The sequence below is a fragment of the Parabacteroides sp. AF17-3 genome, assembly GCF_003635445.1.
GTDB lineage: Bacteria > Bacteroidota > Bacteroidia > Bacteroidales > Tannerellaceae > Parabacteroides > Parabacteroides goldsteinii.
Genome location: NZ_QTMM01000024.1, coordinates 62,851 through 78,760 on the forward strand (window position 1 = coordinate 62,851; position 15,910 = coordinate 78,760).

Here is a 15,910-nt window from a genome sequence, read left to right on the forward strand (position 1 = left end):
TCATAAACAAAACTATCTTTGTCCAATGGGACAGACAGGAACAAAGAAACTCGAAACAGATATACAGACCCGTAATGACTTATGCGTTACGCAAAATCCCTACGGAGAATTTGATCTGACCGGTATTTATACCAAGACTCAGTCTAAAGGCGGCCGTAACGTACTCCAAAACTGGGTTACCCATCCTGTTAACAATATCCAAACACTCCACTACCGCATCGAATCCATTCGCGCCGGTGGAATACCCAGCTTCGAAATAGACGGGAACACCCTGGACTTCATCGAATATTACCTGAATTATAATGAGCCGTCCCCCACAACCGTATTAGGCGTCCTCTCCTACTACCAATGGTTAAAAAACAAATTGCAGAAAAATCCGTGGAACTATATTAAAAGCCGTGGATGCTTATATTTATGTGAATTGATCCGGGAATTACGCCAGATCTCATCTCCCATAGAAGAGTCCGCACAACCGGACATTATCAAGCAAACGCTCCGGATGATACGCTCCTATGTGGACAGCAATGTTTTCGCTTCAATCCCGAACAGGGAAACCAGATTAACTTGTTACGAAATCGACCAGTTCGACTACATTTTCCGCAATAGGGGAAAAATCGCTGTACAGGGGATACTTGATATTGTATACGAATTGGACGCCTTTCGTTCTGCGCATCAAATAGCTAAAGAGAAAGGATTTTGTTACCCGGAATTACATTCCGGCGACACAGAGTTGGTCATACACAACTTTTTCCATCCGGCTTTGCCGCAAGCCGTACGTAATGACTGGCATTTGGAGGAAAAACATATCAATATTTTCACAGGTTCCAATATGGCTGGCAAATCGACAACTCTGAAAGCGTTATCGTCGGTTATTTGGTTGGCTCACGCCGGATTACCGGTACCGGCAACTTATATGCGTTGCCCGGTATATAAGGGTATTTTTACTTCCATCAATTTACCGGATTCTTTAAAAAGAGGAGAAAGCCATTTCTATGCGGAAGTATTACGTATCAAAAGCATACTGGAAAAAGTAAAGGAGGAGGATGCTTATTTCATCGTGTTCGACGAACTCTTCCGGGGAACAAATGCCCGCGATGCCTATGAGGCTTCGGTCATCGTTCTCAATCTGCTGAAAAAATATCCGCAAAGCAAATTCCTTCTTTCCACCCATATCATAGAACTTGCGGAAGCCTTTTATACAGAAAAAACATGTCAGTTCAACTACATGGAATCTGAAATAAAAGACGACCGTTTCATTTGTAGCTATCGGTTGAAAGAAGGAATTTCCGAATCGCGCATCGGCAGCTGGTTAGTCAGAAAAGAGCTAAACACGCCTTAATCGAGAGCCCACTGCTTCATCTCATACATATCCAGATACTCTTCCCATTCGGGATCGACTTCCGTATAAATAGAAATAGGTAACAGATCGAACGGAGCGAGTGCCTCGTTCAGACGTTCGCCGAAAACGCGGACTGTACGGGTGTAGAAAACCCATATCTTCTCTCCTGCCCCAGTATAAACAGCGGTAAGGATGGAGAGTTTATCTTTTTCCATGGCTTTGCGTAAAGTTTCCTGTACATTCTCCATCTGTTCGGCAAGTACGTCTATGGGCATTCCTTTCTCATCCCCTTCATATTTCCAGGTTATTTCAACACGTTCCTTGAATTTACCGGACTGGATAAATTCCGTCAGTTCATCGCGTCCGCTTACTGTTACCAAATGCCCGTCTTCGTCTTCCGACAAGGCTGTGAACCATTCATTACTTAATCTCATATATTTTATTCTTTGTTATTTACATTTTAGAATCATTTTTCCGTTTCTTCCACAGCTGCCAGCTATTAAATATATTCTGCCACATATTATACATACAGCATAATATAACTCTGATTATCAAAGCAAAAGCCCACCTATTACTAATAGTGGGTAACAAAATAGTAACAAAAAAACGAAGAAATCGCTTTGCGGTGGGCTTCATGTGCAAAGGTAACAAAAGCTCTCTAACCATAAAAGCAAAACTGGCGAAAAGAAGAATACTGTTTTTCTTTTCGCCAGCATATATAATTTGCTGTCAATAGAAATTAGTTTAGTCCGTTTTGGATATATAGACAAAAACACAAACTAAACTTGTGTTTATAATAACTTTTTCAACTTATCTATGACATATCTTCCAATGCAGAGAACTTTGAATGATTTAGGCAACAGATATTTGGATGTTTTAATTAGAATGTCCCTTTTTTACACCTAATATCTATCTAAGAAATCTTACTTTTGTTTGATAATTAAAACAGAATGGAGAAAATTCAAGTAATACAACCTACCAAATTGCTCGCTCCTTATATAAAGCAATATTGGTTTTTAAGGATAGATGATGTAAAGCAAGGCTTTCAACGTTCTATCCCGGCAGGTTGTGTAGCACTTGTTTTTCATAAAGGGAACAAAATTATTTCTTCTTTTCATAAGGGAACGCAGCCACATTACAAATAGGGTAAATTTCAATAATGGATTGTTTTGATGAAAAAAACTCTTCAATATTTAGACTTACTGACATAGGGCTGTCATAGAAGACGCTATCTTTGTATCAAAAAGTATTCAACTTAATATTATAGAATATGAAAAGATTATTTTTATGCTCATCATTTGCTGATGTTGCTAATCTATTTGTCGATTGTGCCAAAGAAGATTTGCAAGGGAAAATTATAGCTTTTATACCAACTGCAAGCCTTACAGAACCAATACGATTCTATGTAAAAAAGGGGAAAAAGGCTTTAGAAGAAGCAGGAATGATTGTTGAAGAAGTCGAGATTACCCAACTGCCCAAAGAGGAAATATCTTCTATATTACATAAATGCGATTATATCTACATAACAGGTGGAAATACATTTTTCCTTTTGCAAGAGTTAAAAAGAAAAGGTGTTGATAAAATTATATCTAAACAAGTGAAATTGGGTAAACTGTATATTGGGGAATCTGCCGGAGCAATAATAGCCTCTCCCGATGCAGAATATATGAGAAGTGTGAATTTTGATCCAATAGAAAAGGCTCCTGAATTGAAAGACTGTACTTCTTTAGATTTGGTCGATTTTTATACGATTCCCCATTATGGAAATTTTCCATTCAAGAAAAAAGGTGAAAAGATAGTTCAACTATATAATGAGAAGTTGCAGCTTATTCCTATAAGTAATAAACAAGCTGTTATTATTGAAGATTCAAATATTCAAATTAAAGATGCAAAATGAATAGAATAGACCGTATTTCTGCTATATTGATTCAGTTACAATCGCACTCGTTAGTGAAAGCACAGCAAATTTCAGAACGTTTTAATATAAGCATTCGCACTGTATATCGAGATATAAGAACATTGGAAGAGGCAGGCATTCCTATCATAGGAAATCCCGGTATTGGTTATTCACTTGCAGAAGGATTCAAATTATCTCCTCTAATGTTTACTCAAAAAGAGGCTTTGTCCTTTTTGATTGCAGAGAAATTAGTACATGAACTAACTGATTCAAATAGCAACGAACATTATAAGTCTGGAATAGAAAAGATTAGGTCTGTCATGCGTTTTGCAGACAAAAATATGTTAGAAACAATGGAAAAGTGCATGTCTGTATTGGATACTTATAAATCATCTACCTATAAACCTGATATTCTTTTACTTATTTTACAAAGTATATACCAAAAAAGAATTATTGAAATATCTTATTTGGGAAGTAATGCGTTAAGTGTTTCAGAACGAAAGATTGAAGCTGTTGGAATTTTCTTTTCGAGAACTAACTGGTATCTAATAGGCTTTTATCTTCCCAAAGAAATCTATCTTACATTTCGGATAGATAGAATTCAAAAAATGCACATTCTTAATGAATTACAATCACGGGAGCATCCTCCTTTGGAAAAATTCATACGCGAGTTTTATGATAAAGAAAAATTACATGAAATCGTTATAAGAATAGAAAAGAATAAAACCTCCATAATGAATGATGATAAATATTATTACGGATTAACATCTGAGAAAGAGATAGGGGATATGTTTGAACTTCATTTTCTAACATTTTCAATCAGTAAGTTTGCACATTGGTATCTGTCTTTTGCAGATAGTGCAACTATAATAAGACCAGATTCTTTAAAATATGAAGTTAAAAATATTATCAATAACATTTCTATTTGATTGCTGTCAAATAGTATTTTTAATCGACTCAATGAAAAAAATATTCGACCAAAGATTTTTCCGCTTATTGTCGGAATGCTCACAACGTAAAGTGTCTGCATCTGAATTTGCAGAAGCTATCGAAGAATTGGCGACCCATGTAGCCAATTTTAGTATCAATGAGCAGGATTACAACGTTTTACTACGTTATTTTTCCTTTGGTTTGCACCGTCTTAAATCGTATCGTGTACGGTTTGAGCAAGAAAAAAATGCCCCATCTGCATCTAATTGATGAAGCGATAGGACTTTTGAACACTGAAATACGCCTTATCGAGTGGCGCATCAAATACCCGGAACAGCTACAGCAACGTATCAACAAACAGCCCCTTTCCCCTCTCTATCTCGCAGACAAGACAACCCTTATCAACATCATGGAAATGGTAAGCGGTCTGTTCCTCTCCAAAAACATCGTGTATCAGAACGGCAAGCCCGCCTACTTGGTGGACTTGGCGAAAGCCTTTGAATGGCTGTTCAACATCAAGATAGGCGACTGTTACCAAAAACATGAGGACGTGATAAAACGAAAGCCGGGCAAACTGACCGGGTTTCTTAATGGATTGGTAGAACTTATCAAAAAGGAACATGACAAGAAAGGATATAGATAATCAGTGACTTATGATTTATTTATAGGGGATTCCATTAGTTCCCCCGTAATTTCTTTGCGCCTATTTTCTGAACTTTGCTTCATCAATTGATTGACAGACAAGAATGTATAATCAGAAAAATGAAGCAATCATGTATATAGACAATGACGATTTCAGCGTATGGATGCAGAAGCTGTACGCCAAGCTGGAAGAACTCTGCAAGGATGTACGGGTACTACGCAATGCGGACAAGGTACTACCCGAAGATGACAACCTATTGGATAATCAAGACTTGTGTTTATTATTCAAAGTAAGTATCAAAACTCTGCAACGCTACCGGGCTATCGGTGCGCTGCCTTACTTCACTATCAGCGGAAAAGTGTATTACAAGGCTTCCGATGTCCGGGAGTTTATTAAAGAACGGTTCAGCGTCACCACGCTACGCCAGTTCGAGAAAGAACACTGTACGAAGAAAAAGAAGTGAATCTGAAAAGCCGGAACGGTGAATGTACTTCATCTGTTCCGACTTTCCCCGTTTATGGCTTACCCAACTTATCGGCTTCTTTCTTTAGCTGTTCGGCTTGCTCATTCAACAGCCTTGCACGTTCCAGTGCTTCCGCCTGCTTTTGGATGCGATATTCAAAATCCATCACTGAATCGGTCAAACTTCGGATAAAACCGTTATCCCGTTGCCACTTGAACTTGTTTTCCAGCATATCAAAAGTTTCCCCGTCTGCCTGTCCTTGCATCAGCAAATAGCGGTATTTTATATCGTTGTCCTGCAACTGCTGCATACGTTCAGCCAAACGGACATTCAAGAATATGGAAACGGAACAGACGACCAGCACTGCCGAAAAAACAAACAATCCCGGACGAATCCAAGAAGCGACCTTGTTGTAAATCCGTTGATAGAACGGTAAGGGCGTAGCTTCCTCTTTATCCGTCTTGCAAGAGCCCAAAGTATCAATCATTACCTTGAAACAACGGTAGGTTTCCAATGTTATTTTCTTGGTGTCCTCTATGTTCTTCTGCTGACCTTGCATCCTGCTCCTTATGTCGTCAAGTTGGCTTTGAATAACCCGCAACTTTTCTTCGGGAACAGCCGAATTACTGTGCAGTTCCGACAACGCTTGTTCGATTGCTCCCAGCCGTTCGAGAGTTTCCTCCCGACTGGCTGGCGTTGCCTGTGCTTCCTGCTTCTCTTTCAGTTCCGTAACCATAGAGAGAAGCCCCTCTAAAATCAAATTATCTTCCATGTCTTTACTGTTTAAGTTGTTTTTTCTTTTTCTTCTTCTTTCTCAAATTAAAATTAGGTTCTTCATCCACTGGGGGAGAAGAAGCAGAAAACAGACCGAGTGAACCTGTTATCAACGGACTGTCAGCCTTGTCCGGTGCAGGTGCTTGTTCCCGAACGGGTGCGAAAGTTGTTTGCCGTTGGCTTTCGGCAACATTCATTCCTGCATCCCCGAAACATTTATCCAGTTTGGAAAAACTGAAACTGCGGTCTATCTCCGACCCCTTGAACGTGTATTCGCCTTTGGAAAAGGATATGCCCTGTATCTCGTCAGTCTGTCCCTTTCGTTTGAACTGGATAGTGATACCCTTTTCCGCTAACCTGTGCTGCAACTGCTGCCAGTTACGGGATTTGCCGATTTCATTTTTCACAGCCGTGTAAATCTCGTATTTTGATTTGTCCGGCTCTTTCAATCGGTGCTGCTTCACCTGCTCTTTTCCCTCGGCGAAATAAAGCCCGTGTTTGGCTTTCAGCTTCTTGCATACCTGTTCGTTACGATACATGTCGTTCCTGTCCGAAATGGTCTTGCCGTTATTGTCTATGCGGTTGAACACGATATGCACATGTGGGTGTTCCCGGTCTTGATGGCGCACGATGATATACTGCGTATCGGTGATTTTCATTTCACGCATATACTCCTGCGCAAGCTGTACCATCTTCCCATCTGTCAATTTGGGCGCATCCACTGCCGAATAACTCAACGCAATATGTCCGACAGGCTTTTTCAAGTCGGGATTCATCCCGGTCTGCATACAGAAGCTGTGGATTATATCTCCCCGGCTTTCAGTCAGAACCCCGTCCGCATGAAGCAAAACCGCCTGCTCCTTGCCAAGCACATAGTTCACACAGCCCTTAAACCCGCTTCCCTTTTTTATTTTTCCAATCATCTGACAAATGGTTTATGATTTCAATAATCCGGTTTTTGAGCTTCACCAGTTCCACCGCCACCAGTGCGAAACCTCCGGCATTCGCCCGGTGCGCCAACTGGTTGATGTTGTTGGCTTCCCCTGCCAGTTTGCGGATGGTGTCCGCATCCTGCCTGTTCAGCCGGGGTATGACCTCTACCGAAACAACCGCCTGCCTTACATACTCACTGACACGTAACCCAGCTTCCCCGGCTCGCTTTCTGATGGCGTAATACTGCAACTCGGTCAGTTTCGTACTGACAACCCGTTGCTGCTTCTCTATCCGTTTCTTTGCCGGACGTCCCCCCGGCTTATCCTTTATATTCGTCATAGGTTTTTACATTTAAATGGTATCTTAAAAATTGCGACCAACGGGAGAAATTTTCTTTGCGGTGAGCAAAGCAAGGTAGTTTCGGTTTACCGAAACATAACCTTGCTCTCCAAATAAACCGCCAGCCGTTGGTAGTCCTGCCGGATTAAATGCCCCTGCCTCTCTTTTGTCTTGGGGCGGCACGTTGTCCGGTTTCCTGCTTCGTTTCCTGCACTTGGCTGGCTGCGTTTTTCTGTTCCTGCTTCCTGCCGCACAGATAATCGTTCAAGTCCGAATATCCCCTATAATTGTGCGAGAAGTCACGCACACGGTAGGGGTATTCCAATTCGATAGCCCGTGTCGCTTCATATCCAGCCTTGTCATTGTCAAGCATACAGTGGATGCGTTCATACGGGTACAGCACGTCAATGGCTTTCGACACATTGGCGGTAGAGTTAAGAATGGCATAATCCTGCCTGTCAAGGTCGGGTATGGTCGGACAGTTCCTCATGCGGAGCGTAAGGAAAGAGAGGTAGTCCATGAAACCCTCGAACACCAAACACTTCTCCCTCGGCTCTCCCTGCTGCCGTATATGGGTGATGTCTTTCGGGGCGATGCAGCCTTTGAAAAAGGAATTGCGAACCTCGTAACCTCCTGCCATGTTCGGGAAACCGATAGCAAAGAACGGTCTGCCATTATTGGTAAAATGGAGTTCCTTACATTCTCTTTTTGCCAGTTCGACATTGATACCCCGTCCCTGCAAGTAACGGAGCAATGCCGGATGGGTAAGGTCACGGACTTCCAAATGCTGGAAGCTCGGTTCTGTCCTACGCTGGGGAAAAGAAAAACTGACCGGACGGACGTGCGGTGTCTGTTCCGCTATCCGGTTTAAAAGGTATGGCAGGCTGTCGGAACAATAGAGTTCCTTTGCCAGTGCGATGATGTTACCGCCCTTGCCTGCGCCAAAGTCATACCAAAGGTTGCGGTCAGTGTTCACCTTGAAAGACGGTTCGTGTTCCTCCCTTAACGGTGATTTGTACCATAAACCGTTACCCTGCTGCTTGACAGGAGAGTAACCTAAACTGTGCAGATAGTCTGCGATGGGTATTTGTTTCACATCTTCGATGTTCATAACATTTTCTTTTTTGGGGATAAAAAAAATAGTTGAAAAGTGCGCCAGTCCTGTTTAGTCCGTTATATATACACCCGTACCATACTAAACCTGCCTGTTCCGATACAGGGAAATAGTAAGTCCGTTCCTCTTATATATACACCCGGACTAAACCAAACTGACTTTTAATAATGGAAATCGGGATTATAGCGGTAGCCCTTGCCCTCTTTCACAATCATGCGCTTGTTCACAAGAAACTTGTTAAGCGACACAAGAACATTGCGTCCACGCTCGTAACCGATACTCGCATAACCCTGTTTCAATGCCGCTATGACATTGGAATAGCCTTGTACCACCTGCTTGCCGAAACCGTTCTCCAACGCTTCCCGGTGTTGCCGTTCAGTCAGTTCCGCAAGCGAAAAGTTCCTGTCCTGCTTAGGTTGTTGGAATACATAATCATCCACGATTTCGGGTAAAGCGTTGTCATTGATACGGAATGCGAACGGGTCAAATTCCCGGTCACGTATGTGCATCGCCTTTACCTCGCTTATGTTGCCGTCCTGCTGGCTTTTCGTGATTTGCAGGACGGTTTCAGCCTTGTTGTTCAGTTCCGTACCGATATGCCCCCTTGTGTTGTCATCCCCCTTATTCAAATGCAGTACAGTGTGGATATGCAGGTTATATCCGCTTGACCAGCGCATCAAGAGGTTGATTAGGTCGGTTGATTCGCTGGGGCTGTTGATGTCATACATCAAGTCACGGATTCCGTCAATGATGAGCAACCCCACATCGGGCATATTTTCAAGCATATAGCCGATAATCTGTTTCCGCTTGTCGGGGGTCTGCTCCCTTAGCACGATGAAAACAAAATCGTCCCTGTCCTTGTCGGTAGGCAGTCCGGCAAGTCGCAAAATACGCTCCATGACCTTATGGCAATGGTATTTGCTCTGCTCGGTATCTACATAGAGGATTTTCCGCTTGTTCGGTGGCAGATATGCCGAATACTTCAGTACCTCGTCATTCTTCAACGCTGCCGCAACGATGGCGGAAATGTTGAATGTCTTTTTGCTCTTGGCTTTTCCTGTGGATGCGCTGAAATTACCCAGCGTGCCAATGGTAGAGCCGTTCACCCAGAGTATTTCGGGCGGCACTTCGTAAGTGTCCGTCACCTTTAGATGGATGGTTTTCCAAAGGGCTGCAAAATCCTCTTTCTGCATGGTGACATCCTGCCCGGCTTCTGTCGCTTTTCTATTTTCCATAGCCGCTATTTCTTTAAGGGACGGTTAAGGATATATTTCTGCGCTTCCTGCTCTATCTGCGCCTGCGTCTTCACCGGGTTCTGACGCAACCACGCTTCTAATTCCGCTTTCTCAAAATAAAGCATTTTGCCCTGCGGCTTGTAATGGGGTATCAAGTTACCCGAAGTCAGCTTGTACAGGTAACTTTTTGAAAGGTTCAAGAACTTGCTCGCTTCATCAAAACTAAGCACATTCTTTGAAAGGAACACTAAATTTTCGAGTTCTGCAACTCGCTTCTCAATACTTGTTTCCATATAACAAAAGTATTTGCGTTAGACAATATGGAGTGCATGCCCTCCAGTTTCTTGTAATCGATTACGGGGGCAAAAGTATTGAGGAATAGCTTGATAGTGGATTAAGCTATGTTTGAGGTATTAACCTATTCTTAAAGTTTTTTCAGTTGTTTGATATAATTGCTGATGGTTACATAATCTTTTTCATGTTCCACCCCTTTTACATAATTGGCGGCTGTGGCTAAATCACCTTGATTCAGATATTTATCTTTCTTTATATTCTTCGTAACAAACAACTTATTCTTTGCTATAACAGATTGCCAGTTAGGTGTTATCAAACCACGATTGCTTAATTCCGAAAAAAGAAAAGCTACCTGCCTGTTGTTATTAGACCTAAATATAACTTTTGGCTTACAGGAAAGTATTGCTTTCAAATCTTCAAAAGTCATAGGAGCATTGAAAATTTCCACTTCATTGATACAATCCACCAACAATGCTATTTGTCTGTCGTTTAAAATAGACTTAAACGGATTTTCTGTTTCAGCAATATGGGAGATAATTTTAGGCTCTTGGCATTTATCTTGAATTGGTTGCGGCTCTTTCTGTTGTGGCTGCATTTCCGCTTGCACCTTACTTTCTTTCTTTTTTCGCAAGTACGCAGAATATTTTTCCAATACAACAGTTTTAACTATTACAGAAAAATAAGGCAGTTCTTCATCATAAACCGTATTATCTTGCTCATACCGGGAATAATCAAATGAAAGAGGATTAAACGACATGTATTTTCTTTTCTCATCGGATTTCAAGGATTCATAAAAACCGCTTTCCCAAAAGAAATCAGATACAGAATAAAAATATTGAATATCATTCAACACAGAATAACGAATATATAACTGCACCAACTCATCAGTGGTACGAACATATTCTTGCTGTTCCAGTTTATCAGCCTGTTCTGCGTCGAAATATAAGGACTTAGAGGCAATATTATCTATCATAACTTGGCTGGCATGATTGATACAGCGATTGAATATACCTTGTATATGGTCGAATTTTATTTTCAGTTCTTCTTCTGTCATAATAATCTATGTTTCAGTTAGTAGAAACAAAGATATATTTTTCCGGCTAAACAAAGACAAAAAAAGAAAGAAAGTACGGTAACTGTGATATAACCATACTTTCTTTTTAAATCAGTCCGTCAAATTCGGTATCAAACTTATAGCTTCTTCTTTTTTCTTATCGACAATCTTCGCATAAATTTGAGTTGTGGCAATATTTTTATGTCCTAACAATTTGCTAACTGTGTACAAGTCAGCCCCCAATGTAAGCATCATGGTAGCATGGGTATGCCGGGCAACATGAAACGAGATATGCTTAATAATCCCTGCGTCTTTCGCCCATTTTTGAAGTATTTTATTTATAGTTCCCTCATGCGTCAAAGGAAAAATCAAATCATCGCTTTTTGCTTCATTTTGTTGCGGCAACCACTTTAACGCTTCATCGGATATAGGCAGATAAAGCGGTTCTTTTGTTTTCTGCATCTTTATTTCAATTCTTATTCTTTCACCGCTTTTCTGCAAATCGTTCCACTTCAATTTTCTTATATCGCTTACACGCAGCCCACACAAACAACTGAAAAGAAAGGCTTGTTTCATTATCTCATACTTGCACTCTGTCCCGATAAGCCGCTTCAATTCCTCTATTGTCAAATACTCCCTGCGGCTGACTTCCGCTTTTACCTTACTGGCAAAATCAAACTCTTTCGTTGGATTGACCGTAATAATCCCCTCTTTATAGGCTCTATTTATAGCGGTACGCAGCACCCCATAGTAAGCAATAACGGAATTATTACTTAATACACCCCCAGCCTTTAACAAACCAAACTTGCTTGCTTTCTTCGCTTGTTTCAAGAAATCCACAAAGCTATTTAAGAAGTCCTTATCTATATCACGAAAAGCTATGTAATCCCCTCTGAACAACTTTAGTTCACGGATGGTATTACCAACAGTCTTTTCATAGTTCAAGCTGCCACGTTCTTTAGATTGGCTTCTCATGTTCATTAAATAATCAATCACATTCGCTTTTGACTTGTTGGTGTTCTGAAAACCGTGTGCATCATTTTGTAACTCCACTATCCTCTTACTCTGAATCGCTTTTGCAAGAGCCAATGTAGCTTCGTTCTTCGCCTTATCCTCCCTCGTTTTTTCGGGTATAAGGTACAACTTCAAAAATTCATATTGCCGTTTACCGCCAACATAATTTTCTTTTCTAATAACATCACCTGTATAATAGTCCAAATAAATAGACTGGTTGCCATTGGCAAGCTGCTTGAATCTAATCCTTACAGGTTCTTTCAATTTAACTTCTTGTTTTTTCTTCGCCATAATTATGTTCTTATTTTGTTACCGATACAAATATAGCGATTTGTTTTGTTACTCCAATGAATACGGGTAACAAAATAGTAACAAAATAAAGGCATTTATTAGACTAAACAAGAAAACAAGGAAAATAAAGGAAATTACACTCAATAAACATAAAATACTAAATACCAATATCTTATATTTAATATTTTATCTCATTTTTTCTCTTTTTCCACAACTGACAGCTGTTGATGATGTTCTGCCACAACACATAAGAACCCGGACCGACCGAAGAAACCGGGTCGAGATAAGTATAAGACATCCAGATGGCGAGCACCGTGTTCTTTTGTCCCAGAGCCTGACCGGCACTGATACGGTCTTTATAAATAGTTCCGATCCGTTTTCCGAGAAAGAATTGAAGGGCGCAAGTAATAAAACCAGCCAATGCGATCAATATCTCGACCTCTACCGGAATCGTACTGTGGGCAAGCGATTTCACGGTCTGAGCCGTTACGATGGCCAGCGCCATCCCCCACATATAAAAAGCCAGGTCATGGAAACCTAACAAAAAATGATGTATCTTCGGAAGACAATACCGGAAGAACAATGCCAGAAAAAACGGGAAAAGCAACAACGGAAATACTTTACTCAAAATCTTCAGAAAAGCGGTGAAGAAAGTAACGTCCGTATGAGGCTCGACCAAAGGAAATATCAACGGCACAGCTACCGCCGCCAGAATATTCGATAACAGGGTATAAGTAGTCAGACTGGAAGCACTCCCACCCAACTTACCCGTAATAACAGCCGCCGCTGTCGCCGTCGGACAGATCAGACAAACCATCGCTGCTTCAAAAACCTCCCGATAGGAACCTCCCATAGGTACAAAAATCAACAAGGCTGCCAGGGCACATGAAGAAACAATCTGAAACAACAACAACCATCCGTGCCACGGAGACGGCATCAACTCCCGCCAATCCACTTTACAAAAAGTAAGTAATAACTGACCAAAGATCAATAAAGGAGTAAGATACGCAATAAGCGTGTTCATAAACGGTTTTGTCGGCTCCAGAAAGGTGAAGTTGGCAAACATCAAATAACCCAATACACCGGTCAGCATTGCAACAGGCAATGTCCAGTTCTTCAGAAAGTTCAACATGAGACCTATCTTTATATTTTCGGCGCAAAGATATATAAAAAAGCCCCATCCGGTAACGAATGAGGCTTCTTATTTACATATGCCTGTTTTTCATTATTTTCTGAACGGCGCTTTGACCACCTGTGCTTTCAGATTACGGTTACGTACTTTCACAAAGAATTCTGAGCCGGCTTTTGCATATTCGGGCTTCACATATCCCATACCGATACCTTTCTTCAACACCGGCGACATCGTTCCGGATGTTACAACACCGATGACCTGATCCTCAGCATCCACGATTTCATAACCATGGCGGGGAATACCCTTGTCTACCAACTCAAACGCACACAACTTACGGGTAACACCTTCTTTCTTCTGGCGTTCCAGTTCTGCACGGTTTGTAAATTCTTTCCCGTCCGCAAACTTAGTGATCCAACCCAATCCGGCTTCGATCGGAGAAGTCGTATCATCCAGATCATTGCCATACAGGCAGAATCCCATTTCCAGGCGAAGTGTGTCGCGGGCACCTAAACCAATCGGCTTGATACCTTCCGGCTTGCCGGCTTCAAAGATTGCATTCCAGATAGTCATTGCATCATCCGGATAGAAATACAATTCAAAACCACCCGCACCGGTATAACCCGTATTGGAAATGATTACATTCTTACAACCGGCAAACTCTCCGGTCACAAAAGAATAATAAGGGATAGACGAAAGATCGACCGGAGTCAGGCGTTGCAACACTTCAGTTGCTTTCGGTCCCTGGATAGCCAGCTGGGCAGTACGATCGGAAGAGTTTTCAAGCTCTGCCCCCACTGTGTTGTGACTGACACACCAATCCCAGTCTTTTGCAATATTTCCTGCATTTACGACCAACAGATATTTTTCCGGTTCATAGTGATAAACCAGCAGGTCATCCACAATACCACCTTTATCATTCGGGAAGCAAGTATATTGCGCCTTGCCCAATGGCAAAACAGATGCATCATTGGAAGTGATACCCTGGATAAAAGCCAGCGCATTCGGGCCTTTTACCCAAAACTCTCCCATATGAGATACATCGAATACACCTACACCATTCACAACGGTCATGTGTTCATCGATTATGCCGGTATATTCGATCGGCATATTATAACCTGCAAATTCATGCATTTTTGCTCCCAATGCGATATGTACATCGGTAAACGGAGTCGTTTTCATGTTATTATTACGTTTAAGATTTTTGAGCCAGAAGCTCGGTTATTTTTATAATTGTTTGCATACTCTTTTCCAATGAGTTGACCGGAAGGAACTCATAACGTCCATGGAAATTCAACCCGCCGGCAAATATATTCGGGCAGGGCAATCCCATAAATGACAAACGGGCACCGTCCGTTCCGCCGCGAATCGGTTTAACCAGCGGTTTAACACCGACAGACTCCATGGCTTCAAAGGCCAGGTCTACGATATATTTCTTCGGTTCAACCACTTCACGCATATTATAATATTGGTCGCGAAGTTCCAGCGTCGTACTGCCCGGATGGATTTCGTTCATACGTTTTACCCACATCTTCAACTGTGCTTTCTTTTCTTCAAACAAAGTGCGCACATGGTCGCGGATGATATAGGACAAGGAGGCTTCCTCTACCGTACCCGACATATTGGTCAGATGATAGAAACCTTCGTACCCCTGCGTATGTTCCGGACGTTGTGAAGCCGGCAGCCACGAAGCGAACTCGATAGCCAGCAACGAAGCATTCAGCATCTTGTTCTTCGCATAACCCGGATGAACGTTCAAACCTTTAAAAGTTATTTTGGCAGCTGCCGCATTGAAGTTTTCATATTCCAGTTCGCCAATCTGCCCGCCGTCGATCGTATAAGCCCATTCACAACCGAATTTCTCCACGTCAAAATGGTTGGCCCCTTCCCCGATCTCCTCGTCCGGAGTAAAACCGATACGTATCTTGCCATGTTCGATTTCCGGGTGATCCTTCAGATATTTCATAGCAGCGATGATGGCTGCCACACCGCCTTTATCGTCGGCTCCCAGCAAGGTCTTACCGTTGGTTACAATAATATCCTGGTCTTTATAATCATTCAGTTCCGGAAACATCTGGGGAGAAAGAACTACATTCTCTTCGGCGCACAGGACGATATCTCCTCCTTTATAATTTACAATCCGTGGAACCACATCTTTTCCCGACATATCCGGACTGGTATCCAGATGGGCGATAAAGCCGATAGCCGGAATCTTCTTATCGGTATTTGCCGGAAGTGTTGCCATCAGATAGCTGTTTTCATCCAGCGTGATGTCTTCCAGACCTATTTCTTCCAGTTCCTTTACCAATTCTTCTGCAAACACCCGCTGTCCCGGAGTACTTGGTGTTGTCCCGGTCTCTTCACTCGATTGTGTTTCAAACGTTACATACTTTAAAAATCTATCTAATACTGTCATAAGGTATACTTTTATATTTAAAGCATAAAAGTAGGTAAAGAGCGA

General features: G+C 41.8%; 19 protein-coding genes. 7 read left to right on the forward strand and 12 right to left on the reverse strand.

Annotation, left to right across the window (positions count from 1 at the left end; genetic code table 11):
• The first annotated feature begins 25 nt into the window (after positions 1-25).
• Positions 26-1,339 (forward strand): hypothetical protein, encoded by a 1,314-nt coding sequence (locus tag DWW91_RS25140; RefSeq protein ID WP_122329258.1) that lies wholly within the window; start codon positions 26-28, stop codon positions 1,337-1,339.
• On the opposite strand, the gene DWW91_RS25145 is transcribed toward DWW91_RS25140, so the two are convergent.
• The gene (locus DWW91_RS25145; protein WP_046146749.1) at positions 1,336-1,773 is read right to left on the reverse strand and encodes a DUF695 domain-containing protein; all 438 of its coding nucleotides are present in this window, start codon (positions 1,771-1,773) and stop codon (positions 1,336-1,338) included. The two genes, DWW91_RS25140 and DWW91_RS25145, sit on opposite strands and share 4 nt — an antisense overlap.
• A gap of 516 nt (positions 1,774-2,289) precedes the next feature.
• On the opposite strand from DWW91_RS25145, the gene DWW91_RS28440 reads away from it, so the two are divergent.
• The 6 genes from DWW91_RS28440 to DWW91_RS25175 all read left to right on the forward strand — a co-directional run bounded on the left by DWW91_RS28440 (position 2,290) and on the right by DWW91_RS25175 (position 5,272).
• Complete coding sequence (locus tag DWW91_RS28440) at positions 2,290-2,484, forward strand: DUF6597 domain-containing transcriptional factor (protein ID WP_049702064.1); 195 nt, start codon at positions 2,290-2,292, stop codon at positions 2,482-2,484.
• A 125-nt stretch (positions 2,485-2,609) separates the two neighbouring features.
• Positions 2,610-3,236 (forward strand): Type 1 glutamine amidotransferase-like domain-containing protein, encoded by a 627-nt coding sequence (locus tag DWW91_RS25155; RefSeq protein WP_004315354.1) that lies wholly within the window; start codon positions 2,610-2,612, stop codon positions 3,234-3,236.
• On the forward strand, positions 3,233-4,165 hold the full coding sequence (locus tag DWW91_RS25160) for a YafY family protein (RefSeq protein WP_004315355.1): 933 nt from the start codon (positions 3,233-3,235) through the stop codon (positions 4,163-4,165). Before DWW91_RS25155 ends, DWW91_RS25160 begins: the two co-directional genes overlap by 4 nt.
• A 31-nt stretch (positions 4,166-4,196) precedes the next feature.
• A complete protein-coding gene (locus DWW91_RS28215; RefSeq protein WP_004315356.1) occupies positions 4,197-4,436 on the forward strand; it encodes a hypothetical protein in 240 nt (79 codons plus the stop codon).
• Positions 4,390-4,809 (forward strand): RteC domain-containing protein, encoded by a 420-nt coding sequence (locus tag DWW91_RS25170; protein ID WP_008770715.1) that lies wholly within the window; start codon positions 4,390-4,392, stop codon positions 4,807-4,809. Before DWW91_RS28215 ends, DWW91_RS25170 begins: the two co-directional genes overlap by 47 nt.
• A 130-nt stretch (positions 4,810-4,939) precedes the next feature.
• Entirely contained in the window at positions 4,940-5,272 is a 333-nt protein-coding gene (locus DWW91_RS25175; RefSeq protein ID WP_008997282.1) for a helix-turn-helix domain-containing protein, read from the forward strand.
• A 52-nt stretch (positions 5,273-5,324) separates the two neighbouring features.
• Here DWW91_RS25175 and DWW91_RS25180 read toward each other — a convergent pair whose 3' ends face one another.
• From DWW91_RS25180 to pepT, 11 genes are all read right to left on the reverse strand, one after another.
• Positions 5,325-6,044, reverse strand: a complete 720-nt coding sequence (locus DWW91_RS25180) for a hypothetical protein (protein ID WP_122329259.1) — start codon at positions 6,042-6,044, stop codon at positions 5,325-5,327.
• Between the two features lie 4 nt (positions 6,045-6,048).
• Entirely contained in the window at positions 6,049-6,969 is a 921-nt protein-coding gene (locus tag DWW91_RS25185) for a relaxase/mobilization nuclease domain-containing protein (protein ID WP_049702061.1), read from the reverse strand.
• Positions 6,935-7,318 carry a MobC family plasmid mobilization relaxosome protein gene (locus DWW91_RS25190; protein ID WP_049702060.1) on the reverse strand — a complete coding sequence of 128 codons (384 nt, stop codon included), beginning with the start codon at positions 7,316-7,318 and terminating at the stop codon, positions 6,935-6,937. Before DWW91_RS25190 ends, DWW91_RS25185 begins: the two co-directional genes overlap by 35 nt.
• Positions 7,319-7,463: 145 nt before the next feature.
• The gene (locus DWW91_RS25195) at positions 7,464-8,429 is read right to left on the reverse strand and encodes a toprim domain-containing protein (protein ID WP_049702059.1); all 966 of its coding nucleotides are present in this window, start codon (positions 8,427-8,429) and stop codon (positions 7,464-7,466) included.
• Positions 8,430-8,593: 164 nt separating this feature from the next.
• Positions 8,594-9,667, reverse strand: a complete 1,074-nt coding sequence (locus tag DWW91_RS25200) for an AAA family ATPase (protein ID WP_049702058.1) — start codon at positions 9,665-9,667, stop codon at positions 8,594-8,596.
• Between the two features lie 5 nt (positions 9,668-9,672).
• Complete coding sequence (locus tag DWW91_RS25205; protein ID WP_005802192.1) at positions 9,673-9,960, reverse strand: helix-turn-helix domain-containing protein; 288 nt, start codon at positions 9,958-9,960, stop codon at positions 9,673-9,675.
• Positions 9,961-10,091: 131 nt separating this feature from the next.
• On the reverse strand, positions 10,092-11,015 hold the full coding sequence (locus DWW91_RS25210; protein WP_049702057.1) for a hypothetical protein: 924 nt from the start codon (positions 11,013-11,015) through the stop codon (positions 10,092-10,094).
• A gap of 111 nt (positions 11,016-11,126) precedes the next feature.
• On the reverse strand, positions 11,127-12,320 hold the full coding sequence (locus DWW91_RS25215; protein ID WP_122329260.1) for a site-specific integrase: 1,194 nt from the start codon (positions 12,318-12,320) through the stop codon (positions 11,127-11,129).
• Between the two features lie 178 nt (positions 12,321-12,498).
• Positions 12,499-13,452 (reverse strand): transporter, encoded by a 954-nt coding sequence (locus tag DWW91_RS25220; RefSeq protein ID WP_122329261.1) that lies wholly within the window; start codon positions 13,450-13,452, stop codon positions 12,499-12,501.
• Between the two features lie 93 nt (positions 13,453-13,545).
• A complete protein-coding gene (gene gcvT, locus DWW91_RS25225) occupies positions 13,546-14,631 on the reverse strand; it encodes a glycine cleavage system aminomethyltransferase GcvT (protein ID WP_122329262.1) in 1,086 nt (361 codons plus the stop codon).
• A 13-nt stretch (positions 14,632-14,644) separates the two neighbouring features.
• Positions 14,645-15,865: a peptidase T gene (gene pepT, locus DWW91_RS25230; RefSeq protein WP_122329277.1), complete on the reverse strand. Its 1,221-nt coding sequence runs from the start codon at positions 15,863-15,865 to the stop codon at positions 14,645-14,647.
• Between the last annotated feature and the right edge of the window lie 45 nt (positions 15,866-15,910).

Bases quoted from the DNA above. Each gene is read 5' to 3' on its own strand.
- DWW91_RS25140 (WP_122329258.1), top strand. From the start codon at position 26: ATGGGACAGACAGGAACAAAGAAACTCGAAACAGATATACAGACCCGT.
- DWW91_RS25145 (WP_046146749.1), bottom strand. From the start codon at position 1,773: ATGAGATTAAGTAATGAATGGTTCACAGCCTTGTCGGAAGACGAAGAC.
- DWW91_RS28440 (WP_049702064.1), top strand. From the start codon at position 2,290: ATGGAGAAAATTCAAGTAATACAACCTACCAAATTGCTCGCTCCTTAT.
- DWW91_RS25155 (WP_004315354.1), top strand. From the start codon at position 2,610: ATGAAAAGATTATTTTTATGCTCATCATTTGCTGATGTTGCTAATCTA.
- DWW91_RS25160 (WP_004315355.1), top strand. From the start codon at position 3,233: ATGAATAGAATAGACCGTATTTCTGCTATATTGATTCAGTTACAATCG.
- DWW91_RS28215 (WP_004315356.1), top strand. From the start codon at position 4,197: ATGAAAAAAATATTCGACCAAAGATTTTTCCGCTTATTGTCGGAATGC.
- DWW91_RS25175 (WP_008997282.1), top strand. From the start codon at position 4,940: ATGTATATAGACAATGACGATTTCAGCGTATGGATGCAGAAGCTGTAC.
- DWW91_RS25180 (WP_122329259.1), bottom strand. From the start codon at position 6,044: ATGGAAGATAATTTGATTTTAGAGGGGCTTCTCTCTATGGTTACGGAA.
- DWW91_RS25185 (WP_049702061.1), bottom strand. From the start codon at position 6,969: ATGATTGGAAAAATAAAAAAGGGAAGCGGGTTTAAGGGCTGTGTGAAC.
- DWW91_RS25190 (WP_049702060.1), bottom strand. From the start codon at position 7,318: ATGACGAATATAAAGGATAAGCCGGGGGGACGTCCGGCAAAGAAACGG.
- DWW91_RS25195 (WP_049702059.1), bottom strand. From the start codon at position 8,429: ATGAACATCGAAGATGTGAAACAAATACCCATCGCAGACTATCTGCAC.
- DWW91_RS25200 (WP_049702058.1), bottom strand. From the start codon at position 9,667: ATGGAAAATAGAAAAGCGACAGAAGCCGGGCAGGATGTCACCATGCAG.
- DWW91_RS25205 (WP_005802192.1), bottom strand. From the start codon at position 9,960: ATGGAAACAAGTATTGAGAAGCGAGTTGCAGAACTCGAAAATTTAGTG.
- DWW91_RS25210 (WP_049702057.1), bottom strand. From the start codon at position 11,015: ATGACAGAAGAAGAACTGAAAATAAAATTCGACCATATACAAGGTATA.
- DWW91_RS25215 (WP_122329260.1), bottom strand. From the start codon at position 12,320: ATGGCGAAGAAAAAACAAGAAGTTAAATTGAAAGAACCTGTAAGGATT.
- DWW91_RS25220 (WP_122329261.1), bottom strand. From the start codon at position 13,452: ATGTTGAACTTTCTGAAGAACTGGACATTGCCTGTTGCAATGCTGACC.
- gcvT (WP_122329262.1), bottom strand. From the start codon at position 14,631: ATGAAAACGACTCCGTTTACCGATGTACATATCGCATTGGGAGCAAAA.
- pepT (WP_122329277.1), bottom strand. From the start codon at position 15,865: ATGACAGTATTAGATAGATTTTTAAAGTATGTAACGTTTGAAACACAA.